The organism is Candidatus Poriferisocius sp. (assembly GCF_965204145.1).
Lineage (GTDB): Bacteria > Actinomycetota > Acidimicrobiia > Acidimicrobiales > Bin134 > Poriferisocius.
Genome location: NZ_OZ241977.1, coordinates 3,110,074 through 3,127,008 on the forward strand (window position 1 = coordinate 3,110,074; position 16,935 = coordinate 3,127,008).

At 64.8% G+C, this 16,935-nt stretch carries 17 protein-coding genes and 1 tRNA gene; 11 read left to right on the forward strand and 7 right to left on the reverse strand.

Features of this window, described 5'->3' with window-relative positions; genetic code table 11:
- Positions 1-127 precede the first annotated feature (127 nt).
- The 7 genes from ACOGI7_RS14425 (at position 128) to ACOGI7_RS14455 (ending at position 7,850) form a co-directional block, all read left to right on the forward strand.
- A complete protein-coding gene (locus tag ACOGI7_RS14425; protein ID WP_419849451.1) occupies positions 128-1,177 on the forward strand; it encodes an ABC transporter permease in 1,050 nt (349 codons plus the stop codon).
- Complete coding sequence (locus ACOGI7_RS14430) at positions 1,174-2,109, forward strand: ABC transporter permease (RefSeq protein ID WP_419849452.1); 936 nt, start codon at positions 1,174-1,176, stop codon at positions 2,107-2,109. Before ACOGI7_RS14425 ends, ACOGI7_RS14430 begins: the two co-directional genes overlap by 4 nt.
- 400 nt (positions 2,110-2,509) lie before the next feature.
- Positions 2,510-3,880, forward strand: a complete 1,371-nt coding sequence (locus tag ACOGI7_RS14435) for an MFS transporter (RefSeq protein ID WP_419849453.1) — start codon at positions 2,510-2,512, stop codon at positions 3,878-3,880.
- 64 nt (positions 3,881-3,944) lie between these two features.
- Entirely contained in the window at positions 3,945-4,529 is a 585-nt protein-coding gene (locus ACOGI7_RS14440) for a DUF4389 domain-containing protein (protein WP_419849454.1), read from the forward strand.
- Positions 4,530-4,570: 41 nt separating this feature from the next.
- Positions 4,571-5,677 (forward strand): amidohydrolase family protein, encoded by a 1,107-nt coding sequence (locus ACOGI7_RS14445; protein ID WP_419849455.1) that lies wholly within the window; start codon positions 4,571-4,573, stop codon positions 5,675-5,677.
- Positions 5,674-6,912: a CaiB/BaiF CoA transferase family protein gene (locus tag ACOGI7_RS14450; RefSeq protein WP_419849456.1), complete on the forward strand. Its 1,239-nt coding sequence runs from the start codon at positions 5,674-5,676 to the stop codon at positions 6,910-6,912. The genes ACOGI7_RS14445 and ACOGI7_RS14450 overlap by 4 nt, the downstream gene beginning before the upstream one ends.
- Complete coding sequence (locus ACOGI7_RS14455; RefSeq protein ID WP_419849457.1) at positions 6,912-7,850, forward strand: SDR family NAD(P)-dependent oxidoreductase; 939 nt, start codon at positions 6,912-6,914, stop codon at positions 7,848-7,850. Before ACOGI7_RS14450 ends, ACOGI7_RS14455 begins: the two co-directional genes overlap by 1 nt.
- On the opposite strand, the gene ACOGI7_RS14460 is transcribed toward ACOGI7_RS14455, so the two are convergent.
- The 3 genes from ACOGI7_RS14460 to ACOGI7_RS14470 all read right to left on the reverse strand — a co-directional run bounded on the left by ACOGI7_RS14460 (position 7,813) and on the right by ACOGI7_RS14470 (position 9,605).
- Positions 7,813-9,099, reverse strand: coding sequence for an amidohydrolase family protein (locus ACOGI7_RS14460; protein ID WP_419849458.1), 1,287 nt, complete (start codon positions 9,097-9,099; stop codon positions 7,813-7,815). The genes ACOGI7_RS14455 and ACOGI7_RS14460 overlap by 38 nt on opposite strands.
- 47 nt (positions 9,100-9,146) lie before the next feature.
- Positions 9,147-9,220 (reverse strand) — tRNA-Pro (locus tag ACOGI7_RS14465).
- A 19-nt stretch (positions 9,221-9,239) separates the two neighbouring features.
- Entirely contained in the window at positions 9,240-9,605 is a 366-nt protein-coding gene (locus ACOGI7_RS14470) for a response regulator (RefSeq protein WP_419849459.1), read from the reverse strand.
- Between the two features lie 96 nt (positions 9,606-9,701).
- Here ACOGI7_RS14470 and ACOGI7_RS14475 point away from each other — a divergent pair, with 96 nt between their 5' ends.
- The 3 genes from ACOGI7_RS14475 to ACOGI7_RS14485 all read left to right on the forward strand — a co-directional run bounded on the left by ACOGI7_RS14475 (position 9,702) and on the right by ACOGI7_RS14485 (position 11,835).
- Entirely contained in the window at positions 9,702-10,058 is a 357-nt protein-coding gene (locus ACOGI7_RS14475) for an anti-sigma factor antagonist (protein WP_419849460.1), read from the forward strand.
- A gap of 28 nt (positions 10,059-10,086) precedes the next feature.
- Complete coding sequence (locus tag ACOGI7_RS14480) at positions 10,087-11,472, forward strand: NfeD family protein (RefSeq protein ID WP_419849461.1); 1,386 nt, start codon at positions 10,087-10,089, stop codon at positions 11,470-11,472.
- 99 nt (positions 11,473-11,571) lie between these two features.
- Complete coding sequence (locus tag ACOGI7_RS14485) at positions 11,572-11,835, forward strand: WhiB family transcriptional regulator (protein ID WP_419849462.1); 264 nt, start codon at positions 11,572-11,574, stop codon at positions 11,833-11,835.
- A gap of 3 nt (positions 11,836-11,838) precedes the next feature.
- On the opposite strand, the gene selB is transcribed toward ACOGI7_RS14485, so the two are convergent.
- The 4 genes from selB to ACOGI7_RS14505 are packed head-to-tail and all read right to left on the reverse strand — an operon-like array spanning position 11,839 to position 16,512.
- Positions 11,839-13,557, reverse strand: coding sequence for a selenocysteine-specific translation elongation factor (gene selB / locus ACOGI7_RS14490; RefSeq protein WP_419849463.1), 1,719 nt, complete (start codon positions 13,555-13,557; stop codon positions 11,839-11,841).
- The gene (gene selA / locus ACOGI7_RS14495) at positions 13,554-14,825 is read right to left on the reverse strand and encodes an L-seryl-tRNA(Sec) selenium transferase (RefSeq protein ID WP_419849464.1); all 1,272 of its coding nucleotides are present in this window, start codon (positions 14,823-14,825) and stop codon (positions 13,554-13,556) included. The genes selB and selA overlap by 4 nt, the downstream gene beginning before the upstream one ends.
- A gap of 46 nt (positions 14,826-14,871) precedes the next feature.
- Positions 14,872-15,300, reverse strand: coding sequence for an FxsA family protein (locus ACOGI7_RS14500; RefSeq protein WP_419849465.1), 429 nt, complete (start codon positions 15,298-15,300; stop codon positions 14,872-14,874).
- A gap of 21 nt (positions 15,301-15,321) precedes the next feature.
- The gene (locus ACOGI7_RS14505) at positions 15,322-16,512 is read right to left on the reverse strand and encodes an Mrp/NBP35 family ATP-binding protein (protein ID WP_419849466.1); all 1,191 of its coding nucleotides are present in this window, start codon (positions 16,510-16,512) and stop codon (positions 15,322-15,324) included.
- An 84-nt stretch (positions 16,513-16,596) separates the two neighbouring features.
- Between ACOGI7_RS14505 and ACOGI7_RS14510 the strand changes: the two genes are divergently transcribed.
- On the forward strand, positions 16,597-16,923 hold the full coding sequence (locus ACOGI7_RS14510) for a HesB/IscA family protein (RefSeq protein ID WP_419849467.1): 327 nt from the start codon (positions 16,597-16,599) through the stop codon (positions 16,921-16,923).
- Positions 16,924-16,935: the final 12 nt, after the last annotated feature.

Below are 16,935 nucleotides of genomic sequence, written 5' to 3' on the forward strand. Positions count from 1 at the left end.
GAGTTGATCGCTTCGGCGAACAGAGGGGAACTCAGAACAATCTATGTTGAAAATGACTGATAATCAACAAAGATTTTCCGTCGGACAGGAAATAGGTCGTTTTCTCCGGCCTTTCGCTGGACTGGCCGTGCCTGCGGGCGCGGTGATCGCCGCACTCGCGGTGGGCGCGATTTTGCTGGGGGTGTTTGGCGCCAACCCGCTCACCGGCTACCGGGAGCTGTTCACCGGGGCGTTCGGCGGGCCGGACGAACTGGCCGCCACCGCCCTCAAGTCCATCCCCCTCATGCTGGTGGGCGTCGGCATCTGCATCGCGTTTCGCACCGGCGTCATCAACATCGGCGGTGAGGGGCAGATCATCATGGGGGCCATCCTGGCCACGCTGGTGGCGCTGGCTCTGCCCGATGTCCCCCGCCCGATTCTGGTTCCCCTGGTCATGATCGCCGGAGGCGTCGGCGGGGGGATCTGGGGGGCGATCCCCGGCGCACTGAAGGCCTACAGCGGGGTCAACGAGATCCTCAGCACCATCATGATGAACATCATCGCCGGGTTCTTCATGAGCTTCTTGCTCGAGGACTGGCTCATCGAGCCTGGCGCTATCAGGATCCAGCAGACCAAGCGCCTGACCCACAATGCCGACCTGCCCATCCTGCCGGGGGGAACCCGCCTGCACCTCGGCATTGTGGTAGCGCTGATCGTGGCCATTCTGGGATATCTGCTGCTGTTCCGCAGCAGCCTGGGCATGCGCCTTCGAGCGGTGGGCCACAACCCCCATGCCTCCCGCTCGGCGGGCATGAAGGTAGAACTCAGCATCACCCAGGCGCTGGCCTTCAGCGGCGCCTGTGCCGGTGTCGCCGGTGCAGTGCTGGTGTTCGGCAGCGAATCGCACCGCCTCATCGGCGAGGGCGGGCCATTGGCTTTCACCCAAAGCGCAGGCTTCAACGGAATCGTGACTGCCTTGTTCGGAGGGCTGCACCCGCTGTTCACCGTGCTGTCGTCGTACCTGTTCGGCGGAATGCTGGCCGGGGGCATCTCCCTGCAACGGGCGGTGCAGGTGCCCCAAGCCCTGGTGATCGCCCTCAACGGCGTGGTGGTGGTGTTCGTGGTAGGCAGCCTCAAACTGCGAGCCCGAGTACAGCGATGGGCTGAAGGCGACATCCAGATGGAGGATCGGGCGTGAGCGATTTCTTCACCGTCGCCATCATCACCGCCACCTTGGCGTCGGGCATCCGGCTGGCCGTGCCCTTCCTGTTGGCCGCCCTCGGAGAGGCGGTGGGCCAGCGTGCTGGGGTGCTGAACCTGGGCGTCGAGGGCGTCATGCTCATCGGCGCATTCGCGGCCTACTACGCCGCCCTGGAGTCCGGCAGCGCCGCCTTTGGACTGTTCATGGGACTGGTGGTGGGGATGGTGATGGGGCTGATCTACGCCTTCATCACCGTGGTTATGCACGCCGAGCAGGGCATCAGCGGTATCGGCATCTACCTGTTCGGCTTGGGCTTCACCGACTTGCTGTTCCAAAAGCAGGTGGGCACCCCAAAGCCCATCAGCGGTTTGCAAACCAAGCCCTTCAACTGGCTGGCCGACGATACCGGGCGGGCGGGCGAACTGCTGTTCAGCCACACCATCTTGACCTATGTGGCTTTCCTGCTGGTGCCCGTGGTCTATTTCCTCATCACTCGGACCACCTTCGGCCTCAACGTGCGGGCCGTGGGGGAAAACCCGCAAGCAGCCGACACCCTGGGGGTGAACGTCAACCTAATCCGGACCGCCGCCATCATCATCGGCAACACGATGGCCGGATTGGCGGGTGCAGCCTTGGCTCTGGAGATCGGGATATTCCAGCAGAACCTCACCGCCGGCCGCGGGTTCATCGCCATCGCTCTGGTGTACTTCGGGGCGTGGCGGCCGGTTGGAGTGATGGCCGGCTCTCTGCTGTTCGGCATCGTGTCTTCCACCGTGCTGCAACTCCAGGTGCAAGACGTGATCTCCGGATCAGTGGCATCCATCGCCAACATGGCACCCGCGGTACTGACCGTGATCGTGCTCGTGGTGGTAAGCCGTCGCATCGGCCAACCAGCCGCCCTCACCCGACCCTTCACCCGGGACAGTTGATCCAAGTCTTGAAATGCCTGCGGCAGCAAGCGGCCACCAGAGACTTAGAAGGAATCGACGTCTTACTTGTGGCCGTCTCTGAGTTCTTTGGCCAGAAACTTGTCGGTCCTGCTGGTGCCGGAGAAGGCCTGACCGGTGGCGCCAGTGACATGCATGGCTCGACGTACTCGCTTGGCACCAGCTTTCGACACCCCCGACCTGCCTTTGGGCATCCGAATCAACAGTCGTAGAAAGCCCCAGAGGCCCTTAAAGAAATTGCTGACCATTCGGCTGTGACCTCCAATGAGATTTCGTTTGGTGCGCTTTATCTCGTTGACTTCCAGGATATCGGGTGAGCATTGAATTCAGTGCCGGACACTTGAGGTGCTGGACAGCAAACTAGGACGCGTACGGTTGGGCTGTGCGGGCGCGTCATTGGGGGGTCTTCTGGGTGTGTATGGGGGCGGTGTTCCTGATCACCCTGGACGCCACCCTGCAACCGCTGGCTCTGGTGAGCATCGGAGAGAGCTTCGACGCCAGCCGTCCGTCCACCGCCTGGGTACTCAGTGCCTACTCCATCTCGTTGGCCACGTTTGTGGTTGCCGCCGGACGCCTCGCCGACAGGACCGGTCGTCGGCGGGTTTTTCTGATCGGCTTGTTCCTGTATGTCCTCGGCTCAGTGGGCGGTTGGCTAGCACCGGAGCTGTGGGTACTGGTGTTGTGCCGGGCGCTGCAAGGGGCGGGGGCGGCCTTCGTGATGCCGGCATCTCTCGGCCTGATTCTGGCGGTGTGGCCTGAAAACGATCAGACCCGAGCCATCACCACGTGGACCGCGGTGGGCGGGATCGCCGGGGCTTTGGCCCCAACGCTGGGCGGTCTGCTCATTGACGTCTGGGGTTGGCGGGCGGCCTATGTGCTGAACGTGGCCATCGGGGTGCCGTCGTTCCTGGCTGCTCGCGCTTTGCTCACTGAGACCGAGCGCAAGGTCGCTTCCCGGTTGCCCGACTTTGTAGGGGCGCTCATGGTTGCGGCCAGCCTCGGTCTGTTGACCCTCAGCCTGGTGCAGGGCCGGACGTGGGGCTGGGACGACAGCCGCATCATCGTGGCCTTCGCCTTGGCTTTCGTGCTGGTGCCGCTGATCCGTCAGCGCATCATGGGGCATCCCGCACCCATCGTTGAGCCTCGACTGCTGAAACTGCGGACTTACCGGCGGGCCTTGTTCATCGCTATCGCCATTCCCAGCTTCTTGTTCCCCTATTTCGTGATGATGGTGCAGTATCTCGAGCAAGTGTGGGACTACCGGCCGCTGCGGGCGGGGCTGGCCCTGCTGCCCTTCCCTGCCGCGGCCACGCTGGCCAGCGTGTTGGCCGGACGGTTGAGCCGCCGCTTCGATGAGCGCACCATCGCGGTTGCCGCCATGGCCACCACCACAATCGCAGTGGTGTGGCTGCGGCTTGTCCCTGGCCCCGATCCCGCCTACTGGACTGCGTTCTTCGTGCCCATCATGTTGGGCGGTATTGGGGGTTGGGGGTTGGGATTGCCCATGATCAACGCCATCGGAGCCCGAGACCTCGACAATGAGACCTACAGCCTGGGCATGGGCGTGCTGTCCACCGCCCGCCAAGTGGGAGCGCTGACCGGCTTAGCCGTCGCCTTCGGGCTTCTTGGCAACGTGTCCGACGACCAGTTGTTCGACCGCTTCCAACAAATCTGGACCGTGTTGGTGGTGCTGTCCATCATGGGCGTACTCGTCGCCCTATCCCTACCCCGCCGCCCCGCTCTGCGACGCTGATCGGAGAGTCGCGGCCCGGCATCGCCGAGTCTGAAAGACTGGGCGTGACTGAGAGGAGACGGTCATGGATTATCCCGCCACATTCGAGTTCAATGCGCCGGAGAGGGTTGCCCGCTGGAGGGTCATCGGCAACATCATCTTGTCGATTCCCCACGGGATCGTGCTCTACGTCTTGGGGGCATTCAGCCTCGTTGTAGACGTCTTCTCTTGGATTGCCATCGTGATCACCGGGAAGCTGCCTGCTGGCTTGGCCGGGGTCAACTGCATGCTGATCCGGTACGGCGCCCGGGTGGGCACCTATTCGGACTTCATGCGGTCGTCCTACCCGCCGTTCGACTTCGACACCTCGGCCCAAGACAACGGCAACGACCCGGAAGTGGTGGTGAACTTCGAACCCGAGATGGACGGCCGCAGCCGTTTGAGCGTGTTCTTCCGCTTCATCCTGCTGATTCCCGTGTTGATCATGGGATTCATCTGGGGAATCCTGTGGATGCTGACAATGATCGTCGGTTTCTTCGCCGTGCTGATCCTCGGCCGCTGGCCGAAGGGTCTGCTCAATTTCATGGTTGGGGTAAACCGCTTCAATGTCCGGGCCAGTGCCTATTGGGCACTGCTCACCGACAAGTTCCCCCCGCTTGGCCTGAGCTGACTCCTTAGTACGCCTCCTTGTGAGGCGGGTACGGTGTCGGCGTGACCCAGTACCAGTTGGTGTCGGCCGACTCCCATGTGAATGAGCCGCCCGACCTGTGGGCCGACCGGGTGCCTGCTCGCTACAAGGACCGGGCCCCTCGCATGGAGAGCTTTGAGCAGGGCGATGCCTGGGTGCTGGAGGGGGCTCATGACCCCATCAACTTCGGCGGCAACTGCTCGGCAGGACTGCCGATTGGCCAGCGTTCGGGGTGGGTGCGCTGGGACGACGTCCGGGCAGGCGGCTACGACCCAGCAGCTCGAATCGGCGAGCAAGACCAGGATGGCGTGGACCTGGAGATCTTGTATCCCACCCCCCGAATCGGCAACCAGCTGGTATGGCACCGAGATGACGTTGACTTTCATATTGCCTGCATACGGGCGTACAACGACTGGCTGGCCGAGTTCTGCTCCTACAACTCCGACCGATTGTGGGGGGTGGCCCTGCTGCCCAACGTCGGAGCGGAAGATGCAGTAGCGGAGTTGCGCCGGGCCGCGGCATTGCCGGGCATAAGGGGAGTGATGCTTGGGCGGTGGCCCAGTGGCGACGAGGTGCTGTCTGAAGATGACGACCCAGTGTTCGCCGCTGCGGCTGAAGCCCGGCTGCCCCTTTCCATCCATGTGGGCTTCGCCACCCACGCCCAGGGCGACGTGGCCAAGATGAAGCTGACCGGCTCCATGCGCTTCTTCGACATGCCGGTGCGCATCACTCAGCTCATCGAGGGCGGCGTGTTCGATCGCCACCCCGACCTCCAGTTCTTGGCCGTGGAGACCGACAGTTCCTGGTTCCCCTATCTGCGAGAACAGATGGACGACCGCTTCCGTCGGGCCAACCCGGCAACTCGGGCGCCCATCCAGCGGTCTCCGGGCGACTACTTCGACACCAACATCGCCTCCACGTTCATCACCGACCATTACGGCATCGTCAACCGCCACCACATCGGCGTTACCCAGATGATGTGGTCCAGCGATTTCCCCCACGGCGGATCGGACTGGCCCGACTCCCGCACCACCATCAGCGAGCACTTTGACGGTGTGCCCGACGATGAGCGCCACGCCATCTTGGCCGGCAACGCCCTCCGCATCTACGGACAGGAAGTACGCCCATGAGGGTTGGCGACATCACCGCCCCCGAGTTCGCCGCCAACGGCAAGCCGCTCGACGGCATCCGCGTGCTGGCCGTCGAGCAGATGCAGTCGCTCCCCTACGCCACCCAGCTCATGGCTCGGATGGGCGCTGAAGTGGTCAAGATCGAGCACCCGGTGAGAGGCGACCTGGGCCGGGGGTCGACACCGGGCATCGCCGATCCCGACGGCCGGCCGGTGGGCGGCACCTACCTGCGCAACAACCTCAACAAACGCTCGGTGGGGATGGACTTGAAGAGCCCCAAGGCCATCGAACTCATCCGCCAAATGATTCCCAGATTCGATGTGCTGGCCGAGAACCTCAAGCCCGGAACGCTGGACAGGAGCGGCTTGGGCTACGGGGACCTGTCCCAGCTGCATCCCGGCCTCATCTACCTGTCGGTATCGGGCTTTGGAAACCTCAGCGAGTCTCCCTATGGCCATTGGCCGGCCTATGCCCCCATCGCCGAGGCCATGGGCGGCCTCTACTCCATCAATCGGGCCGAAGGAGAGAACGTGAAGGTGTCCCCGGTGGGGGCGCTCGGCGATACCGGCTCGGGCCTCTACGCCGTGATCGGGGTGCTCATGGCGCTGCGACAACGGGAGCGCCACGGCCACGGCCAGCACGTGGACATCGCCATGTTCGACGCCATGGTGGCCTTCGGCGACATGGTGCCCAACTATTGGTCACTGGGCGACGATCCCCGGGTTCCCACCGCAATCATCAACGACGGCTTCCCCATCGACTCCGGCGAATTGGTGATCCAAATCGGCCGAGAGCACCAGTTCGAGCGCCTGTGTCATCTCATCGGCCGTCCCGAATGGCTGGAAGACGAGCGGTTCTCCACCCGCGACGGCTGGCGGGAGAATCTGGATGAGATTCGGGCTGCGGTTCGGGCGTGGGCCGGCGACCGCACCACCGTCGAGGCCGCCAACGACCTGGCGGCCGCCGGGCTGGCCGCCGCCCCAGTATTCGAGGCGCCCGACGTGATCGACGATCCCCATGTGGCCGCTCGCCACATGATGGTGGAGATTCCCCGCCCCGACGCCGACACCCCGGTGCTGACCCCCGGCAATCCAGTGAAGATGTCGGCGGTCAGCGAGGGCCCCGACACCCGCCCACCGTGGTTGGGCGAACACACCGACGAGGTGCTCGCTGCCGAGCTTGGCTTGAGCGAGGAAGCGCTTACCGATCTTCGGGCTGACGGCGTCATCGGTTGATGGCCTTGACGCCGCTTCGCTTCGACGGGCGCACCGCGGTGGTCACCGGCGCAGGCCAGGGATTGGGCCGGGCTTACGCCCACTTACTGGCCGACCGAGGCGCACAAGTGGTGGTCAACGACATCGTGGCCGAAGCCGCTGACCGGGTAGTCGCTGAGATCAATGCTTCCGACGGCACTGCCATTGCCGACCACCACAGCGTGACCACCCTTGAGGGCGGCGTTGCTCTGGCCGAACAGGCCCAGAATGCCTTTGGAGCCGTGCACATCGTGGTCAACAACGCCGGTGTGAATCGAGCAGCCGACTTTGTCGATATGACGCCGGAAGCCGGACGGGAATTGTTCGATGAGATGATCGCCATCCATCTGCTCGGCCCCTGCCACGTGCTGTGGCCGCTATGGCCCGCCATGGTGGAGCAGGGCTATGGCCGGGTGGTAAACGTCGCCTCCGGAGCGGTGTGGGGTCTGCGGGGCCAAACAGCCTATGTCGCCGGCAAGGCCGGGGTGATGGGGTTGACCCGAACGCTGGCCCGAGAGGGCCGCTACCACGGGGTGCAGGTCAACTGCGTGCTGCCCTGGGCGGTGACCGACAGAAGCCCCGACCGCTCCGGCGAGGAATTCGGCCCCGTCATCGACGCCCACATGCGTCCCGAAAACGTCGCCCCCGGTGTGATTTGGCTCGCCCACGAAGAGTGTCCGACTACCGGGGAGTTCTTCACTGTTGACGGTGGTCGCATGGCCCGCTTTGCCTGGATCGCCAGCCAAGGCCACACCGACCTCGACCCCACCCCCGAGTCCTATCGCGACCACTGGGATCAGATCATGGACCTAACCCACTTCACCGTCCCCCAATCAACGAACGACCACATGCGCAATGCAGTGATGCCGGCGTACGCCCCGCCTAATCCATCGACAGAGGAACCCCCTCCGTCCCCGTAATCCAGGGCCGCCCCGCCGCGGCGAGCGCCTCCCACTTGGCGGCGGCTCCCTCCGGATCGGTCTGGCCTAACTCCTCAGGCGTTGGCCCGATTCGGTCCACCAGCGGAGCCAGTGCCTCGGTGTCGAAGCCGTAGAACTCCGCCGCGTTCAACCCCAGGATGGCGGCGGTGTCGTCGGCGGGGATATCCCAGAACGCTTGGGCCAGGGATTTGCGGGTGTGCGGCCAGGTGCCCTCGGGGTGGGGAAAGTCGTTGCCCCACATGATGTTGCCCACGCCGATCTCGAAACGCCGGGCCAGCTCCCGCCGCCGGGTGTTCGAGGCGCCGATCGCGCAGTTGCGGTCGAAGTAATCGCTGGGACTCAGGCTCAGGTGACCGTAGGCATCAGCGGCTAGCTTCTGCGCCCCGCCGTGCTCTCGGGAGTAGGTGGCATCCATCGTCCACAGCATGTCGGCAGCCCAGAAGCAGCCGCACTCCGTCACCGCGTAGCGCAACCCGGGATACCGCTCGAACACGCCGGAATACAGCAAGAACCACAGTGGACGGGTGGTCCACCACCGCACTTCGGCCACATACATGCCGATGAACCCGGGACCGGTGCCGTACTCGCCTCGGGGAGCGGCCCCCGAGTGGGTATGAACCGGCATCTCCAAGTCTTGGCAAGCAGCCCACACCGGGTCGTAGCGCCGCTCGTGATAACCGGGGGCTTCGTTCCACATGGAGGCGATGAGGATGCCGCCCCGAAGTCCCGACTCCCGGGCCCGGGCGATCTCTGCCACCGCAGCGTCCACATCGGCGATGATCGGCACCACCGCGATCCCGGCCCGGCGCTCCGGGCTGTCGGCGCACAGCTCGGCCAGCCAGCGGTTGTGGGCCCGAGCCCCGGCCAACAGCAGCTCGGGGTCTTCGGCGAACGACATTCCCAGGCCGGCCCCGAACGGTGCCGAAGCGCCACCGGTAACCGCGTCGGCATCGGGAAAGATCACCTCGCCAGCGACGCCGTCACCGTCTAACTCGGCGTCCCGACGGGCCGCATTCCAACCCCCTCGCAATCCCTCCTCGTTCTCACCGAACCACTCCTCTTCGAAGTCGGTATTCCCCATGATGTTGCCCCGGGTGCGGATCGCCTCCCGCTGGACCATGAACTCATCGAACGCGTCGTGGTACTTGGATTCCAGGTATTGCCGGTACTCCACATTGGGCAACCCCGCATGGCAGTCCGAAGAAATCACCAGATAGTGCTCGCTCATGTCGGCCTCCTTGAGCCTGACACTAGCGAAAGAGGGAAAAACCTGGGTCGGGCAGGCGGGATTTGAACCCACGACCTCTTCGTCCCGAACGAAGCGCGCTACCAAGCTGCGCCACTGCCCGTCCGATCAAATATATCGGTTCAGCCCAAAACTGCGGCAACCGCCCGCTGCACGCTCACCGCATCCAACGGCTTCACCAACCACCCGTCAGACTGCGCCTGCTTCGCCAAGTAAACATCAGCCTCACGATCCAACAGCATCAAGACTCGAGTCTCCGGCGCTCGCCCCATTTCCGCCTCCATGCGCAGATCCAAGCAGGTCGCCATCCCCCCCATGTTGCCGATCTGAAGATCGCATATCACCACATCAGGTTCCTGTTCCCGGACCGCGTCCAGCACCTCCACCCCAGCCCGCACCCTGCTGACCTCGGAGGCATCGCTCCCCAAGGCGGCGTCTACCGCGTTGTACACAGAGTCGCTGTCAGTGGCCAAGAGCACATGGGTCACGGCGCGATGGTATCCAAGTCGCTATCGCCACAACGTGCTGGCGGTGGCTTCGGGGTTGTGCCGCGTTAGCATCAGGGGCGGTCAAGGGGAGGCGTTTTGCTCGAGATCGATGTCGAAAATCTGGACACCCACACGGTGCTTCGTCCCCGCGGCGAGATCGATGCCTATACCGTGGCCCAATTCCGCGAGCGGATTGGCGATCTGGCTCTTGAACCCCGGCTGCTCATCGATTTGGGGTCGGTTCCGTTCATGGACTCAGCTGGCTTGGGGGCTTTGATCGGCGGTATACGACGGATTCGCGATTCTGACGGCGAGGTCGTTGTCGCTTGTGGCGAAGGGGCGCTGGCCCGACTCCTGCACACCACCGGCTTCGACCGAATCGTCCCGGTGGTAGAGACCCCAGAAGAAGCGCTGGCATCGCTGTTGGACACCGACTCCCCCGAGGCGCTGTAAATCAACAGTGCGCACACCGCGATTGAAATTGGCTGCTGTCTGCCTCGTCGGAGGTGGTGTCCTGGCGGCGCTCGGCTCCACGATCAACACTCCGGCGCTCGGCGACACTGTCGATCCCGGCTTGGCCGTGGTGGTTGAGGTCACCGGCTTGCTTGACCCGGTCATGGCCGAGCTCATCGAGGATTCTGTGGCTGATGTTGCCGATGCGGGTGCCACCCTTCTGGTATTCCGAGTCGACAGCAATCGCTCCGTGGTCTCCGATGGGCGCCTCGCGGAGCTGGCTGACGCCATTGCCGCTTCCCCAGTGCCCATCGCGGCTTGGGTCGGTCCCAATGGCGCTTCGCTCGAAGGCAAGGTGGCCCAGCTCTTCGCCGTCGCCGATGAGGTGGGCATCGCCCCTGGCACCAGCGTGGGCGATCTCGGACCTCCGCTGCCGATGCTGGCCGACTACCCCGTCGCCTGGTCCAACCAAGAGCTGATCCGAGACCAGAAGCTCGATTGGAGGCAGCTCTTCTCCGAGGGGGTCATCGCCTGCGATCCCTTCACCATCGATGACCTTGAAGGCCGCTATGCCGAGGCTGGCATCACCTTCGATCCCCAGGCGGTTCGAGTTCCCCCCGAAGAAGAACAGTGCGTGGCCCCGCTCATCGGCGATTTCCTGGTCGACTTGGACCATCTCGGCTTCGCGTCCAATTTGATCGATGTGGACGGCCAGCCTCGGCTGGAGCCGATTACCCAGGTTCAGTTCCGAGGCCTATCGCTCGCCCACCAGCTCTTCCATACCGTGGCCAGTCCGCCGGTTGCCTACCTCCTGTTGACCATCGGCATGGGCCTGATGCTGTTCGAGTTCTTCACCGCGGGCATCGGGGTGGCCGGGGTTGTGGGCGCGGTGCTGTTCATCTTGGCCGGCTACGGACTCTCCGTGCTGCCCCACAACACCTGGGCGCTGGTGTTGTTGGCTGCTTCGATGGTGGCGTTCGGCATAGATGTCCAAACGTCGGTGCCCCGCTTTTGGACCGGTGCTGGAATGGTGATGTTCGCGGCGGGAACATGGTGGCTCTACGACGGGGTGTCCATGTCGTGGATTCCCATGGTGGTGATGACCGGAGCAGTGGCGGTGGCCATGTTCTCGGGGATGCCGTCGATGGTGCGCACCCGCTTCTCCACGCCCACGATTGGTCGGGGCTGGATGATCGGCGAGACGGGTGAAGTCGTCGAAGAGGTCTCTCCTGACGGGGTGGTGCGAATTCGGGATGCCCTGTGGCGGGCGCGGTCCAACCGGGCAACGCCGGTGACTGTTGGGGACCAGGTCAGAGTGGTTGAAATTGACGGTTTATGGTTGGAAGTGGAGCCACTGGAGGGTGCCGCCCGCGACTATCGAGAGCCCCGGCGAAAGGGCTGCGAGCCGTCCTGAAGCCAAGAAAACAGCCAAAAATGATTCACGATTGCTTTGCTCTCATCTTGTGCGCGGCCAACTTCGCCTATAAGGTCCGCCCAAAGGGGGTAGGAAAGAGTGAGCGCTGTCACCAGTGAGAGGGCCTGGCAAATTAAGGCAGCCTGCCGTGGGCCGCACGCGGCGGTCTTCTTCCCGCCACCCTCATTTGAGCGCAAAGAGGAGAAGCTCGAGCGGGAGAGCCGGGCCAAGGCCATTTGCGAAGAGTGCAGTGTGATCGGCGAGTGCCGCGACTATGCCCTGAAGATTCGCGAGCAGCACGGCATCTGGGGCGGTCTCAACGAGTTGGAGCGCCGAGAGATCCTCAGCCGGCGACGGAACTAGCTCTCAAAGACGCGGGCCGGCGATTCGCACATCCCCCCTCCGGCGGGTCGCGCCATGGCCGTCCAGCCACGCCAATAGCGGCAATGCGTACTTGCGCGTGGTTTCCAGGCGCTCGCGTACCTCGGCCACGGTGACCCCGTCGGGCTGCTCGGCCAGCATCTCGGCCAGCACCGATCGGGCCGTCTCCAGTGTCGATGCCGCGAAGAACACACCATCCTGCTCCACAACCAAGCCTCGCTTCACCAACTCCCGCACCTCGCTTCGGTCCACGCCCGCCGCCTCGGGATCGGGCGGGGTAAACGGGGCCGCTTCCAAGGCCGCGGTGTATCGGTGGTTCTCAAAGGGGTCTGATTGCCCGATTGGGCGTACTCGGCCCCCCTCAATCGCCACATCCTCCATGAGACTGAGCACCGCCCGGTCCCTTTCATCCAGCCCGGCGATGTCCAGCCCTAGGGGACCGGCGTCGTTTACCGCGTCTCGAAGCCGGGCCTGAGCATCCTCAAGCACCGTCGGGTTCACCACCCACCGCCCGACATCGGGTTCTCGCCGCTGCCCCGTCAGCAGGGCCAGTCGATCGGCTTCCACCCAGCCCCGCTCGGCCACCACTCGGTCGATTGACAAGTCGGGCCTGGCTTTTGAGGCGGGCAGCACCGGGTCGACGTCGAGGACGGTTCCACCCCCGATGGTCTCGGCCCGGCCGCTCTCTCGCAAGACGAATCGGTCGCCGGGCAGCAGCGGCAGTCGGCGGGGGAGATGGAGTCGAACCAATCCGGCTTCGCCCGGAGACAGCGCCTCAAGGCCGAGGATGCGCATGCGAACCGGCAGCTCGCAGGCCCCCACGTAAACAGCGTGCGCCCCACGGCGGGAAACCTCATGGTCCAGGGTGCTCAGCACAGTCAAGGAGGCGTCGAACCGATTGGTCAGATGCCATTGACCGGCCCGGACGAGCACATCGCCTCGAACCACTTCTTGGTGGCCGACTCCCGACAGATTGATCGCCACCCGGTTGCCCGGCCCGATCTTGGTGCGCTGGCTGTGGTGGGTCTGCAAGGCCCGGACCCGGACCCCGGCACCCCGGGGTCGCAACTCCAACTCGTCATCAACCCGGATTTGCCCTCCGGTCAGCGTTCCGGTCACCACCGTGCCCGCCCCCCGGGCGGCGAATGCCCGGTCAACCCATAGCCTTGGCCGGCGCTGGTCGGCGGCCGTGGGAGTCCGATCCACCAAGTCGTCCAACTCGGCGCGGAGCTCATCAATGCCCAAACCATCCACCACGTCGGTTTCCACCACCGGCGCACCGGCCAAGAATGTGTCCTCGACTCGCTCTTCCACCTCCAAACGAGCCAGTTCCGCGATGTCGGCATCGCACAATCCCACCTTGGTCAGGGCAATCAATCCGTGCGACACCCCCAGCAGTTCCAGGATGCGGAGGTGCTCTTCCGACTGGGGCATCCACCCTTCGTTGGCCGCGATCACAAACAGGCAGGCATCCACTGCGCCCACCCCGGCCAGCATGTTGCGGATGAACCTCTCGTGACCGGGCACGTCGATGATGGACACCGACCGTCCCGAGGGCAACTGCGCTGAGCCGAAACCGAGGTCGATGGTCAGGCCTCGGGCCTTCTCCTCGGCAAACCGGTCGGGGTCAACCCCGGTGAGCGCCTCCACCAGCGTGGACTTCCCGTGGTCCACATGGCCGGCGGTGGAGATGGTGATGCTCACCCAAGGGCTTTCAAGGCGGCGATCACGTGCTGGTCGTCGTCAGGAGCCACCGTCCTCAGGTCGAGCCAGGTACGGTGGTCGCTCACTCGGGCGATGATCGGCGGCGCTCCGGCCCGCAGGGCGGAGGTGTGGTCTCCGTCTAGCACCACACCGCACGAACCGATCTCGGTTCCGGGAAGCGTGCCGCCGCCGGGCACTGATGCCATCTCGGCCACCTCCCCGGCCCCCGACTCGGCCACCACCGCATGAGCCCGGCTTTCCAGTTCTGGCATCGTCAGCGACGCCATTCGCCAGAATTCGATGGCCTGTCCGTCTCGCCGCAGATAGGCCAAGGCCACCTGTTGGAGGGCGTTCAGCACCAGGCTTCCCGGTCGCAGCGCCCGAGCCAGGGGGTGTCGAGCGCATTGCCCCACCAGGTCGGCCCGTCCGGCGATGATCCCCGCCTGGGGGCCGCCGAACAGCTTGTCGCCCGAGAAAACCACGAGCGCCGCCCCGTCGGCCAGGGTTTGGCGCGCCGCAGGCTCGCCAGCCAGCCACGCCGGAGGACCGTGGTTCAGCCACGGACAGGCGGCGTCCAGCAACCCCGATCCGATGTCGGCGACCACCGGGACGTCGAGAGAGGCCATCTCGGCCACGGTCACATGCTCGGTGAACCCCACGATGCGGTAGTTCGACTGGTGGACTTTGAGGGCGAGGGCGGTGTCGTTGGCCGGATTCTCCACTGCCGATGCGAAATCAGCCAGACGGGTGCGGTTGGTAGTGCCAACCTCCACCAACCGTGCTCCGGACTGCTCCATGACCTCCGGCACCCGGAACCCGCCGCCGATCTCTACCAACTCGCCTCGGGACACTGCCGCCCCTCGTCCGGCGGCCAGCGCGGCCAGCGTCAGCAGCACCGCTGACGCCCCGTTGTTCACCACGATGGCGTCGTCGGCGTCGCACAGCCGGGCCAGCAGGGCCGCGGCATGGGCGTGGCGAGATCCTCGTCGGCCCGACGACAGGTCCAATTCCAGGTTGGTGTACGCCGCGTCGGCGGCGATGGCCAGCGGTGCCCGACCGAGGTTGGTGTGCAGCAGAACCCCGGTGGCGTTCACCAGGGGCTGAAGCAGTGACCGGGCCGCGGCATGGGCATGGCGTCGGGCCCGCTCTTCGACGTCTTCAGGATCGCTTTCGGCGATGGCTGCCCGGGCGACGTCTACCAGCAGCGGATGGGGCAGTCCGGTGTCGGTCAACGACCGGGCCAAGGCGTCCACCGAAGGGGGTCTCACGGGCCTCAGCGTATGGCGCTAGCGGTATGCCGTCATCTGTGGCCGGTCAATCGCCGTCAACGAGATCGGTGTCGTGGATGGTTCCCGGTCCGGCTTCTCCGTGACCGAAGTAGGTCACGCGATGGCGGAAGCGGCGGATGACGAGCGGGCGGATCGCCATTCGAGTGGGCGGGAACAACAGCAACAGGCCCACTGCGTCGGTCACGAATCCGGGGGTGAGCATGAGCGCTCCGGCCAGCAGCACCAGGGCACCGTCCACCAACTCCCGGCCAGGCATCAGCCCCTCGGCCAGCTTGCTCCGGACCCGCCAGAGCACCGCCAGCCCCTGAGCCTTCACCATCCACGCTCCCACGACGCTGACCACGATCAGCAGGCCAATGGTCTCCAGCGTCCCGATGCTGCGGGCGGTCTCCACGATCACATACAGCTCCACCAACGGCACCGCGATGAACAGGAGCACCAGCCAGATCAGCACGTCTCGATCCTCCGCCGATTCCTAAGACGAGACGATGTCGAGATTGGCCAGGGCTTGCTCGGCGGCTTCGAAAATCCGAGCAGTGCAGCCGGCCATGTCCACCGGGGGAACCTCTTCCAACAACCGGTCGGCGATGGCCCGGAGCGCAGCGCCTGCCGGCCCGGGGGTTTCTTCCAGCACCACCGGCGCTCCCTCGTCACCGCCCGGGGCCACGGCAACATCGATGGGCACCTGGCCCAGCAAGGGCACGCCCAGCTCGTCGGCCAGCTCCTGTCCGCCCCCTTGGCCGTAGATGTCGTACGACGCCCCATCGGGGGTCACGAACGCGCTCATGTTCTCGATCACTCCGGCGATCCGGAGATAGTTGGAACGCCCCATCGAGGCCACTCGGGTGGCCACCTTCTGGGCGCTGCGGGCCGGAGTGGTGACCACCACCATTTCGGCTTGGGGGAGCATCTTGGCAATGCCCATCTGCACATCGCCGGTGCCCGGCGGCATGTCGATCAGCAGATAGTCCACCGGGCCCCAGCGCACGTCTTCCAAAAAGTGCTGGACGGCCCGGTTCAGAATGAGCCCTCGCCACATCAGCGCGGTCTCCTCCCGGTCGACCAAGAAACCCATCGACACCACTTCGAGGGTGCCGTCGCCCATCTGCTTCTCGTTGGGGGCGATCTTCTTCTCGTCTTCCGCACCGGCGAGACGGCCTTCCACTCCCAGCATTCGGGGCACCGAATAGCCCCAGATGTCGGCATCCATCACTCCGATCCGCATGCCCCGGCGGGCCAGCTCCGCGGCCAGGTTCACCGCTACCGTCGACTTGCCCACCCCGCCCTTGCCCGATGCCACCATCACGACCTTGGTGGTCGGGGGCACGGCAGTGTCAGGGGCATTCTGGGACACGTTGAAGCGGGCTTTCGCCATGGCCGCGGCCTTTTCCTCCTGGGTGAGCTCGCTCCAGTGGATCTTGACCTTTTCCACTCCAGGCATGCCGCCGACCCGGCTGCGGACATCTCGCTGGATCTGGGCCCGCAGCGGGCATCCCGCCGTGGTGAGCGCCACCGTGACCTCGACGAGGCCGTCGGGGTTGACCTCTGCTCCTCGCGCCATTCCCAGTTCAACGATGTCGGTGCCCAACTCGGGGTCGATCACCCCGCGCAGGACATTCATCACATCGTCGACTGTCGGCAGAGTGGTGGCCGATCCGTCGCTCACCCTGGTCATGCTATCGGGTATGTAAGTCTGCCAAGCCTGCGGGTAGACTGAGCGCGGCTTGCAACACCGAATAGGGAGAACTTTGTGATCACTCTCACAGATACAGCAACCAGCAAGGTCGGAGACTTGGTCCGCCAGGAGCAGGCCGACGACGAAGAGCTGGCCCTGCGGGTGGCAGTTCGCCCTGGTGGTTGCTCCGGGTTCAGCTACGAGATGTACTTCGACGCCGACGTCGGCGCTGAAGACCAAGAGGTTCTCTTCGGCGACGTCAAGGTGGTGGTCGACTCCTCCAGCGCAGCTCTGCTGGAAGGCGCGGTTCTCGACTACAAAGACGGCCTGACCGACGCGGGGTTCTCCATCACCAACCCCAACGCCCAGCGCACCTGCGGCTGCGGCCAGAGCTTCAGCTAACCCCCTTCGCCG